The sequence below is a fragment of the Clostridium sp. AM43-3BH genome, from assembly GCF_003479985.1.
GTDB lineage: Bacteria > Bacillota > Clostridia > Lachnospirales > Lachnospiraceae > Otoolea > Otoolea fessa.
The window spans coordinates 373,952-386,177 of sequence record NZ_QUIH01000002.1; the positions used below are offsets into that span (position 1 = coordinate 373,952).

The window sequence follows — 12,226 nt, forward strand, 5'->3', positions numbered from 1 at the left end:
AATTATTTGTTTAATCCTAACCAACCTTCAACAGCCTTAGTACCAGCCAGATTTGTGTAGGTATAAATATCGTCATCATACAGCTGGATGAACGGTACAGATACGATCTGATCCTCTGTAACAACATCTTTACCAAACTGAGCTTCTGCATCAGCAATCAGATCCTCAGCTTTGATTGTCTTACCGCTAGCTAAAGTAACGGATACAACTTTCTTGCCGCTGATCTCTACTTTTACATCATCCTCAGCGATGCCCTTGTTCTCGATGTCATACTTCTTGGAGGTCTTCTGAACTTTACCCTTGGTATTGGTCAGATAGATGTCTCCATCATAGTAGTACAGTCTGTAGTCATCATCTGCATCCAGTCTCTTACCGTTGAAGTACAGATAATCATCTTTCAGACCATTGTAGCCAAGACCATTCTTACCATTCTTGGTGTTGAAGTAGAATGTGTAATCATCATCGTCGTTCTCTACAGATGTTACGCGACCAGTCTTCTGATAGCCGTTGGCATCGAAGTAGTAGAATCCGCCGTCAGCCTGGCAGTACTGTAAGCCATCCTGCATCTGACCTTTTTCGTTGAAGGAGAAGTATTTACCTTCAATTTTGATTCTCTGAACGTATACAGCTCCGTCATCATCGTAAGTAGCGAAGTCTTTGGAACCGCCATCAGCGTATTTAACTTCACCGTCATCGATGTAGTACCAGTCTGTATCACCATCAGCATCCAGATCCTCAGCGCCGTCGATCTGATACCAGCCGTTACCTCTGGAACCATCTTCAACTTCGTTGTAGTATCTCATTACGCTGGTTGTAGCTAATTCGCCCTTAGCAAGGTTACCATCAAGCTGTGCGTTGGAACCCTGTTCAACAGCCTTACCATCAATCCACTCGTACAGCATCTGACCGTGCTCGTTGAACATATAGTATTTGCCGTTGATTTTCTTCTTGCCTGTGTCATGATATGCTTTACCAGAAGACTGGAACCAGTACCAACCCTCATCATCACAGTTGTCATCTTCAGAACAATCAAGAACTACTTCCAGATCATCATCATCATCCAGATCGTTCTCATTGTTACCGGATTTCTCAAGCCACAGCCACTTAGACTCAGCTCTCCAACCTTCGTCCTCAGTACCTAAGTAGTATGCGTTGCCGTCTTCCTCGTGCCAGCCATACTGCATCTCACCATCTTCGTTGAAGTAGTAGGTCTTGCCATTGATCTTCTTATCTGTATCGGTAACTTTTTTACCTTTGTTGTTGAAGTAGTACCAATGCTCGCCGCCGTCTTCCGGATCATCTTCATCCTCATCAGCCATGGTCTTTTTCCACTCGTTGGTCAGCATATGACCATCTTCAGCTACATAGTAGTCATCATCTACCCATGTATCTGTCTCCATCTCACCATCTTCGTCAAGATGGAACCATTTGCCGCCATCTTTCTTCCACTCGTCGGTTACCATCTCATCATCGCTGTCATAGTAGTGCCAAACTCCAGCGTCATCTTTCTCCCAACCAGCTGCGAAAGAAGTCATGGAAGCACCCATAGCAAGTAAAGCTGCTGCAGAAAGTACTGCAACTAATTTAGTCTGCTTTCTCATAATTAATGCACTCTCCTTTTTACTTTTTGAAATATTTTTCTCGAAATCCTAACTGCATTACTAGGTCATTATACTTCGGATATGGAAAATTATCAATAGTTTTTTTACAGAATTTCCAACTTTTTATTTTGAAGTGGAATATTGTCTGTATTTCCTATGTTTCTCTTCCCTGTGAAGTACTGCCTTTCTCCGATACATTCACATTATAATACACGTTTTTCCAAAATACCATAACATTTATCTGTGCATTTTCTTACGGATTTTTTACGAAAATTCTTTATGGTTTCGTAATTGTATTTATATTTGTACAATCCTGTTTTAACCGCCAAAATGCCTGTATTTCCAGTATTTTTTACATTTCTTATTTCCCACAGACCACCTTATCAAGCCTTTCGTCACTATTCACGCATACGTGCCCAGTAACAGTCTTTATTCTCCCCCCGCAGCATTGCTTTTTCCGTTTACTTTCTCTGTGTTTATGCTATAATGTTCATATATCACTTTTAATTTTATTTTTTGAACACACAACAGCTAGAACCTATTTTCACTCTTATCCATCTATAATGATGACGAAATACGTGAATATATAAGAGAAAAATAAAAGAATTTAATAATTCAGGAGGTTTTATATGGATCGCTATGGACTGATCTGCCGGAGTTTCTATGAGAATCCGGATGTAACCCAGCGGGAGCTTGCTTCGATTTTGAATCTTTCCCTGGGGACTGTGAATAAATTGCTTGGGGACTGCCTGGAGAAGGCATTTCTCATGACGGATATGGATACGGGGAAATATCTGCTGACCGAACAGGGGCTTAAGTATCTGGAACAATTTAAAGTGGATGGCGCCGTCATTACCGCCGCCGGGTTTGGCTCCCGGTTTGTGCCGCTGACGTTTGAGACACCGAAGGGGCTTCTGGAAGTGTTTGGCGAGCGGATGATTGAGCGCCAGATCAAGCAGCTCCATGAAGCGGGGATCACGGATATCGCAATTATCGTCGGTTATTTAAAGGAAAAGTTTGAATATCTGATCGACAAATATCAGGTCAAACTCCTCTATAACCCGGAGTACGCCACCAAAAATAATCTGGCTACGATCTACCATGCCCGCGAGCTGTTCCGCGGCCGCAATATGTATCTGCTTGTCTCGGACAACTGGATTCGAAATAATATGTACCATAAGTATGAGTGCGGCGCGTGGTACTCTTCCGTTTACATGGAAGGTGAAACGTCAGAGTGGTGTCTTTCTTCTAATAAAAAGGGGCGTATCACATCGGTGCAGGTCGGTGGGCATGATTCCTGGGTCATGTATGGACCTGCGTTCCTCTCGCGTGATTTTTCCAACCAGCTCATTCCGCTCATTGAGGAAGCCTATCATCAGCCTGGCACAGAACAATGGTACTGGGAACAGGTTGTCGTCGATCATATCAAAGAACTGGATTTTTCGATGAACTGCCAGCCGGCGGATCAGGTCTATGAGTTTGAAAACCTGGAAGAACTGCGCCTGTTTGATCCGAAATATCAGAATCATTCGGACAATGCCGCCATGCAGCTGGTCGCACGCGTTTTCAATGTAAAAGAGGAAGCGATACACAACATCCGCTGTCTCAAATCCGGCATGACAAACCAGTCGTTCCTGTTTGAACTGGATGGAAAACATTATATCTGCCGCATTCCGGGTCCGGGAACAGAATTTCTGATTAACCGGAAAGAGGAGGAGGCTGTTTACAAGGCGGTCACACCGCTTGGCATTACCGAACATATTTTGTATTTTGACGGAAAAACCGGCTACAAGATCGCCCAGTATTATGAGGGCGCTCGGAATGCGGATGCAAAGAACCCGCAGGAGATGGCCGCCTGCATGGAGATGCTGCGGAAGCTGCATCTTTCCGGCGTGACGGTTCCGCACACGTTCCGCATCCGGGAACGGATTGATTTTTATGAGAGGATCTGCCGCGGACATGAGGAAATACTGTTCGAGGACTACCCGGCGGTCCGCACTCGGATGAATGAACTGATGGATCGGCTGGATACACTGGAACGTCCTTGCTGCCTCTCCCACATTGACTCGGTTGCAGACAATTTCCTGTTTCTGCCGGACGGCTCCCTGCGTCTGATCGACTGGGAGTATGCAGGCATGTGCGATCCGCTCATTGATATTGCGATGTGCAGTATTTATTCATATTATTCACAGGAAGAGCTTGACCACCTTCTGGAAGAATACCTCCAGCACGCCCCATCAGACGAGGAACGCTTTGTCACGTATGCCTATGCGGCGCTGGGCGGTTTCCTGTGGGCGCTCTGGGCGGTCTTCAAGAGTATGGAAGGACGCGAATTTGGCGATTACACGATCGTGATGTACCGGTATGCGAAAAATTATTATCGAAAAATTGTTTCCGAGGGCTTGTTAAAATTGTAATATTTCCGTTAGGTATTTTACATTTTTCTATGTTATACTTATAAAGTAATTTGATATGATACCAGGGTCAAAAGGTCAGAAGTTCGACACAAGCTTGCTTGCAGGAGAATTTTTGACCTTGGGACCCGCCAAAAACATGAGTAAGTAGCCATTTTTCAAAGAAAAATGAGCGAATTACGAATGTTTTTGAAGATTGCGGGAGCATATAGTGCGGAGCAATCTGGTATCAGAGGGGTCAAAATGCCTTTTGACCCCAACATCTTTGATATTAATTTCTACTGTAATCATAGATAACGATAAATCACATTGCAAGGGGGATACGCGATGCGGAAAAGATATGCAAAACTGCTTGGGCTTGCCTGCCTGATCGGTGCCATGGGGCTGCTTCCTTCTTCCCAGAGCCGTGCGGCCGGATGGCTGAAGGACGGAAACTACTGGTACTACATGACCGACGACGGTCAGAAGCATACCGGATGGGTACATATCGGAGAGAAATATTATTATATGGATGACTCGACCGGCAAGATGGTGACTGGATGGCGTCAGGATTCATCCACTTCCGCCTGGTATTATTTCAACCAGAGCGGCGAGATGATGACCAAATGGCAGAAAATCAACAACTACTGGTACTATTTTAACCAGTATGGTGTGATGCAGAAGGGCTGGCTCCAGCTTGATACGGTCTGGTATTACCTGGGTGAGGATGGACGGATGTTTACCAACTGGCAGAAGATGGACAACGGCACCTGGTACTATTTCGGCACGGACGGGGCGATGCGGACTGGCTGGCAGAAGGTAAACAGCACCTGGTATTATCTCGACGAAAATGGAAAACTGCTGACCGGTTGGCAGCTCATCAAAAATGAATACTACTATCTCCATGAGGGCAAGATGCTGACCGGCTGGCTCAATGACAGCAACGGAAACACCTACTACATGGATAAGACAGACGGCAATATGAGCCGCGGCTGGAAGCAGATCGACGGCACCTGGTACTATTTCAATGAGTACGGACACCGCCAGAAAGGCTGGATTAAGGTATCCGGCACCTACTATTATCTGGATGAGAACGGTAAGATGGCTTCGAACACAACCCTGACGATTGATTCGGTGAAATACACCTTTGCCAAGAGCGGTGCGTGCCAGAATCCACCGTCCAGCCTCTCCGGCATGAGCGACAGCTATTTTGACCCAAGTGCTTCACAGGGAACAGGGACTTCGTCTGGCAGTTCTTCTCCAAGCAGCACTTCGGGGCCAAGCGGAACGGCTTCGAACAATTCCAATTCAGGGACCTCCAGTTCAGGTAACACCAACAACTCGAATAGTTCCGATCATTCGACCAGTTTTACTGCACCGGGAAGTTCCAACAGCTCCAGCTCGTCAAATGGTTCTTCGTCGGGCACAACCGTTCCGATTCCTGGAAGCGGCTACAGCAGTTCCACTTCCACGCCGGGCGGGACTTCCAGTTCGTCAGGCTCTTCGAATAACCAGACAAGCAGCAGTTCCACCAGCAATACCGGCAATGTACCAAGCCGCATCTACAGCAACGGCACGACTTACACCGCACCGACGACATCAAGCTCCAGCTCGTCAGGCTCTTCGTCAAATTCGTCCGATAAACGGATTAACGGATTTACCTCCAATCAGGGCGATACGATTCAGGAGGGACAGACGCAGGGTCCTGGACGGAAATAAACCGTATTTGCAAAATATATAAGTGTTGTTAAAAAAAGATTTTGACCAACGATTCATAGCCTATATCGATGGTCAAAATCTTTTTAATTAAAATCATACCTTCTAAAAGCTGCCTACACCTCAAACACCAAATCCCCATAACTCGGGAACGGCCATAACTCTTTATCTACCAGCATTTCCAGCTCGTCTGCCGGTTTACGGAGAGCTGCCATCGCCGGGCATACCTCATGCAGATAGGCGAATGCTTTTTCTTTGTTATCCTTAATCGCAGATGCCTTTGCCAGGATATCTTTGAGTGCCGCCAATGCCACCTTCATCTCTGAAAGTTTATCAGAGGTCTCTAAAAGCAGTTCTTTCTGGACACTGACATCGGCCTCCTCACAGGCAGTCCGGACGGCTGTCAGGGAGGAAGCAAGCTGAGTCGTATATTTGACAACCGCCGGGATGATCTGCTTGCCTGCCATGTCGATCATCGTCTTCGCCTCGATGTTAACAGTCTTGGAATATGCCTCATACTCGATCTCGGCACGGGATTCCAGCTCGGTCCGGGTGTACACGCCAAATTCTTCAAAGAGCTTGATCGCTTTCTCGGTCCGGATTGCCTCGACAGAATCGATACCCGCTTTCAGGTTCGGGAGTCCACGGCGCTCTGCCTCTTTAACCCATTCCTCAGAATAACCATTTCCGCTGAAAATGATACGGCGGTGCTCTGCAAACAAACGCTTGATGATATCATGGACTGCGCTGTCAAAATCATCGCTGTTTTCCAATTCGTCCGCAGCCTCTTTAAACGCTTCTGCCACGATCGTGTTGAGCACGACGTTCGGGGATGAAACAGAATCCGAAGAACCAACCATACGGAACTCGAATTTGTTACCGGTAAACGCAAACGGTGAAGTACGGTTGCGGTCGGTTGCATCCTTGACGAAATCCGGAAGTGTCGCTACTCCCGTCTGAAGTACCTCGCCTTTCTTAGAATGTGCGGCTTCGCCCGTGCTGCACAGCTGATCGATAACATCCTCCAGCTGCTCGCCCAGGAAAATAGAGATGATCGCTGGCGGCGCCTCTGCCGCACCCAGACGATGATCGTTGCCCGGAATCGCGGTGGACTCGCGCAGCAGATCCGCGTGTCTGTCAACTGCTTTCATGATGCACGCCAGAACCAGAAGAAACTGTACATTTTCGTGCGGCGTCTCGCCCGGATTCATCATGTTGATGCCGTCGTCGCTCGTCAGGGACCAGTTGTTGTGCTTACCGGAACCATTGATTCCGTCAAATGGTTTCTCATGCAGCAGACAGGTCAGACCGTGATGTCCTGCGACACGCTTCATCGCCTCCATGACCATCTGGTTGTGATCGACTGCCAGATTGACCTGACAATAGGTTGGCGCTAATTCATGCTGTGCTGGTGCAACTTCGTTGTGCTGTGTCTTTGCACTGACCCCCAGACGCCACAATGTCTCATTTAACTCTTTCATGAACGCACCGACTCTCGGACGGATGCTTCCAAAATAGTGATCATCCATCTCCTGCCCTTTCGGCGGCATCGCGCCAAACAGGGTACGACCGGTGTAGATCAGGTCTTTTCTCTGTAAATATTTGTTCTTATCAACCAGAAAATACTCCTGCTCCGGTCCCACATACGGAATCACACGGTGGGAAGTCGTATTTCCAAACAGGCGGAGAATCCGGAGTGCCTGCTCGTTGATTGCCTGCATGGAACGCAGCAGCGGCGTCTTCTTATCCAGTGCTTCGCCGCGGTACGAACAGAATGCAGTCGGTATGTAGAGTGTCACGCCCAGCGTATCTTCCCGCAGAAATGCCGGGGAAGTACAATCCCAGGTTGTATAGCCGCGTGCCTCAAAGGTGGAACGAAGTCCGCCCGACGGAAACGAGGATGCATCCGGCTCGCCCTTAATCAGCTCTTTACCGGAAAACTCCATGATAACGCGTCCGTTGGAATCCGGTACGGAGATAAACGCATCATGTTTTTCTGCCGTGATGCCGGTCAGCGGCTGGAACCAATGGGAATAATGCGTCGCACCGCGCTCGATCGCCCAGTCTTTCATCGCGTGTGCGACAACATCTGCGATGGACGGATCCAGCTCAGCTCCGTCTTCAATGGTTTTCTTCAGTTTTTTGTAAACACTTTTCGGAAGGCGTTCCTGCATCGCCTTGTCATTAAACACATTTTTTCCGAAAATTTCCGGTACATTGATAATCTCGCTCATTCAATCCCTCACATTAATATGAAAACAGACCGGACCGCCGGTATGTATATCCGCGTTGCGAAATGTACATTCCTGCAGTCCGGTCATGAACCTTACTTATTCATCAGGCTTTTCCGATAGAACCGAACAGTTCCATCTTTGTCTTAACCGTCTCTTTGATCGCCTCAAAACCAGGTGCAAGAAGTTTACGCGGGTCAAATCCTTTGCCCTGCTGATCCTTACCAGCCTCGATATACTGGCGGGTTGCCTCTGCAAATGCCAGCTGGCACTCAGTATTTACATTAATCTTCGCTACACCTAAAGAAATGGCTTTCTTGATCATATCTTCCGGAATACCGGTACCACCGTGAAGAACCAGCGGCATATCGCCTACTTTTTCTTTTACGGCTGCCAGCGTCTCAAAGCTTAAGCCTGGCCAGTTTGCCGGATATTTGCCGTGGATATTGCCGATACCTGCTGCCAGCATATCAACTCCGAGGTCTGCAATCGCCTTGCACTCGTTCGGATCTGCACATTCGCCCATACCGATCACGCCGTCTTCCTCGCCGCCGATGGAACCAACCTCAGCCTCCAGGGAAATACCTTTCTCCGCGCAGACTTTGACTAATTCTTTGGTTTTCTCTACGTTCTCGGCGATCGGATAATGGGAGCCGTCAAACATGATGGAAGAAAATCCAGCATCGATACATTTGTAGCAGCCCTCGTAGGTGCCGTGATCCAGATGCAGCGCAACCGGAACCGTGATGTTCAGCTCTTCGATCATCGCTTTTACCATCGCAGATACTGTCTTAAAGCCAGTCATATACTTGCCTGCGCCCTCAGAAACACCTAAGATAACCGGTGAGTTCTGCTCCTGTGCCGTCAGTAAAATCGCTTTGGTCCATTCAAGATTGTTGATGTTGAACTGACCAACCGCATATTTGCCATCTCTTGCCTTCTGAAGCATTTCCTTCGCACTAACTAACATATACAAACCTCCTCGTTGTCTCTTTTTGATCTAACCAGAGTCTATTATATACCATAATTCAGTATTTGCCTAGCCTGTCAAAAAAATAACAGGCAATTATTTTAATATTTTGTAACTTTTACTGTAAAATCTCCGAAACGGTTTTCTCCATCTCCTCCGGCTTGCACTGGCGGTTGTGACGGATCTCTGCCTTGCGGATCTCCTCGATCGCCTGCGGGATCTTCACGCCGGATGCTTTCTCCATCTCGTCGATAAGCTCGAACTCGCCCTTGCCTTCTTCGCTGCCGAAGATTGCCTCCATGACGCTGCGGGAGAATTTATATGGGCTTGCCGTCGATGCGATAACTGTCTTCTTGGTATCGCCTGTCTCCTTCACATAGTTATGGTATACGCAGGATGCAACGCCGGTATGCGTATCGATCATATAACCGGTCTCATCATAGAGACGCTTGATCTCGGCTGCATTTGCCGCCTGATCAGCATAACCGCCGACAAAATCTGCCATGCGCGCACGCATCTCGTCGGTAACCGAATATTTGCCATCTTTCGAAAGCTCTTCCATGCGTTTCTTGGTCTCCTCCGCATCGCAGCCGGTGGAGAGATAAATCAGACGTTCCAGGTTGCTGGAAATCAGAATATCCATCGACGGGGAAGAGGTCAGGATGAATGGACGGTTCTTGTCATATACGCCTGTCTTAAAGAAGTCGTACAGAACTTTATTGTCATTGGACGCGCAGATCAGCTTGTCGATCGGCACACCCATCTGTTTTGCAAAATAAGCCGCTAAGATATTGCCGAAGTTTCCGGTCGGAACGGTTACATTGATCTTCTCACCGTTCTCGATCTCGCCGTTTTCAAGCAATTTTGCATACGCATATACATAGTATACAACCTGTGGTACGAGACGACCGATGTTGATGGAGTTTGCGGAAGAGAGCTGATAGCCTCTGCCTGCTAATTCTTTGGCAAATTCTTTGTCACCAAAGATTTTCTTGACACCGCTCTGTGCATCATCAAAGTTTCCGGAAATACCGACAACGCTTGTGTTCGCGCCCTTCTGGGTCAGCATCTGCAGCTCCTGCACACGGCTGACGCCGTCCTTCGGGTAAAATACGATAATTCTGGTTCCCTCAACGTCTGCAAAACCAGCCATCGCTGCCTTTCCGGTATCGCCGGAGGTTGCGGTCAGGATCACGATCGTGTTCTCCGCATGGTTCTTCTTCGCCGATACGGTCATCAGATGCGGCAGGATCGAGAGCGCCATATCCTTGAAGGCAATCGTGCTTCCGTGGAACAGCTCCAGATAATATGCTCCGTCTGCTTTGACAAGCGGCGCAATCTCTTCCGTATCAAACTTACTGTCGTAAGCGCGCTCGATACAGGTTTTCAGCTCTTCCTCTGTGAAATCAGTCAGGAACTGCTTCATAACTGCATAAGCTACTTCCTGATATGTTTTATGGGATAATTCTTCCAGGCTGCAATCTAACGCCGGGATATGATCCGGCATGAACAGGCCGCCGTCTGCTGCCAGTCCCTTTAAGATCGCCATCGAAGCCGTTACGTTGTTTTCACCGCCACGGGTACTGCTGTAATTGATTGCCATGATTTTCATCCTCTCTTTTTATCTTTCCCCGTCGTCCCCATCTTTGCAAAGGATGCCGGAGTCAAACTTTCTGCCATGTAAGTGTTCTGTGTGGTTTTGCAGTTCTCCCGCAAAGTTACGGACCCCCCTGCTCACTTTAGTTAAAAATTCTATCATACTTTATGGCACAGCGCAAGAAAAATTCCCCCTTAATACGTGATCTTCCAGCGCCCAAACAATCCCTTCTTAAAATGGGAAAACCGCCGTGAAGCACTCTCATTTCCCATCTCGATCGCCTTCTGGTAGCACTGTGCCGCCCGCTCGAGATCTTCCGGGGATTCATTTTTCCGTTCGTAGATAAATCCAAGCTCATAGAGTGCATATCCGTCACATTCCGTCTGTGCCGCCCGCTCAAAAAGCTCCTTCGCCTTATTTTCATCGGCGGTGCAGCCTTCTCCCTTCATATAGAGATAGCCTAACTTGGATGCAGACTGCAGGCTTCCGGCTTCTTCGCACCGGTTCAGCCACTCAAATGCTTTTGCATAATCGCGGTCTACTCCCTCTTCGCCCTGGAAATACAGGCATCCAAGAATCTCCATGCACTCTGGATTTCCCTGCGAAGCGCCTTTTTCGTACCAGGAAACCGCCTGCTTCATATCAATCTCGCCGTTCAGACCATCCCGATAGATATTTCCAAGCGCCAGACTTGCCTGTCCGTCCGTCTCGATCCCAGCTGCCTCCCGCAGAAGTTTTTCTGCCCGGACGGTGTCCTGCTCGTCGGACGGGCGCAGATACAGGCGGGCTAACGGAAGCGCCGCCTCTTTGATGCCTGCCGCATATGCTTTTCCATACCAGTAAAACGCTTTTTCATCATCGCGCTCCACCAGTTCATCCTGATAGAACAGATTTCCAAGTTCTTCAAAGCTCTCCGCCTCGTTCCGCGCCGCGGCTCCTTCCAGCGCCTGGACGGCCGCCTGGATATCGCGCTCTGTGCCCTGTCCGTTTAAGTACATCTGTCCCAGATACAGCATGGCGCGGGAAGACCCCTGCTTTGCCGCCGCATAGTCATATTGGAATGCAACTTCCCAGTCTTCTTCCTGGCGATAATGTTCCCCCATCTGGAAGAGTCCCCAGACCTCCCCGCTGGCGGCGCACTGATTCGCCCAGCGAAGTGCCTCTTTTTCATCTTTTTCCCGGTATGTACCATTCTGGCAGCATTTTCCCATCTTAACCATCGCCGGGATAATGCCGCCGTCCGCCGCCCGTTCGTACCAGAAGAGGCACTGCTCACGGGCGCTCTCAGTCTGCGGCATATAATCGGCCAGATCTTCCCACTCAACTGCCTCGCCCATCTGCCACGCGGCATAGACATCGCCCATCTCAGCGGCATCCCGCACCTGACGGTAACTTTCCTCGATGGAATAACGTGCCGACTGCTTCATCTGTTCGTCATACTGACCGGCGCGCAGCGCTCCTAACACTGCCCGGGCACTTCCCGCCGAAGCCCCCCGCAGGTAACATTCATACGCTTTTTTCTCATTGAACCCGACAGCCCCGTCCCCCCAGCTGTAACAGTGTCCTAAAAAGAACCATGCTTCTGCATCGCCCGCATATGCCGCCTCTTCCAGCCAGGTAACTCCCTGGGCGTACATCGCATCGTTACACTGTTTCCAGATCTGGTCTGCACCTTTCTCACATAAGCCTGTCATCAGGATTGTCATATATCATTCATC

At 48.6% G+C, this 12,226-nt stretch carries 7 protein-coding genes; 2 read left to right on the forward strand and 5 right to left on the reverse strand.

Going from position 1 to position 12,226, the window contains the following annotated elements:
- Positions 1–2: 2 nt before the first annotated feature.
- Positions 3–1,601 (reverse strand): glucan-binding protein, encoded by a 1,599-nt coding sequence (locus DW931_RS05110; protein ID WP_118468355.1) that lies wholly within the window; start codon positions 1,599–1,601, stop codon positions 3–5.
- 629 nt (positions 1,602–2,230) lie between these two features.
- Here DW931_RS05110 and DW931_RS05115 point away from each other — a divergent pair.
- Positions 2,231–4,018, forward strand: coding sequence for a phosphotransferase (locus tag DW931_RS05115; RefSeq protein ID WP_118481942.1), 1,788 nt, complete (start codon positions 2,231–2,233; stop codon positions 4,016–4,018).
- Positions 4,019–4,342: 324 nt separating this feature from the next.
- Positions 4,343–5,713 carry an N-acetylmuramoyl-L-alanine amidase family protein gene (locus DW931_RS05120; protein ID WP_118481941.1) on the forward strand — a complete coding sequence of 457 codons (1,371 nt, stop codon included), beginning with the start codon at positions 4,343–4,345 and terminating at the stop codon, positions 5,711–5,713.
- A 113-nt stretch (positions 5,714–5,826) separates the two neighbouring features.
- On the opposite strand, the gene DW931_RS05125 is transcribed toward DW931_RS05120, so the two are convergent.
- The 4 genes from DW931_RS05125 to DW931_RS05140 all read right to left on the reverse strand — a co-directional run bounded on the left by DW931_RS05125 (position 5,827) and on the right by DW931_RS05140 (position 12,214).
- Positions 5,827–7,944 (reverse strand): glutamine synthetase III, encoded by a 2,118-nt coding sequence (locus tag DW931_RS05125; protein ID WP_118472619.1) that lies wholly within the window; start codon positions 7,942–7,944, stop codon positions 5,827–5,829.
- A 103-nt stretch (positions 7,945–8,047) separates the two neighbouring features.
- Positions 8,048–8,911 (reverse strand): class II fructose-1,6-bisphosphate aldolase, encoded by an 864-nt coding sequence (fba, locus tag DW931_RS05130; protein ID WP_022360285.1) that lies wholly within the window; start codon positions 8,909–8,911, stop codon positions 8,048–8,050.
- A 118-nt stretch (positions 8,912–9,029) separates the two neighbouring features.
- Positions 9,030–10,514, reverse strand: a complete 1,485-nt coding sequence (gene thrC / locus DW931_RS05135; protein ID WP_118481948.1) for a threonine synthase — start codon at positions 10,512–10,514, stop codon at positions 9,030–9,032.
- A gap of 188 nt (positions 10,515–10,702) precedes the next feature.
- Positions 10,703–12,214, reverse strand: coding sequence for a sel1 repeat family protein (locus DW931_RS05140; protein WP_243015227.1), 1,512 nt, complete (start codon positions 12,212–12,214; stop codon positions 10,703–10,705).
- Positions 12,215–12,226 lie beyond the last annotated feature (12 nt).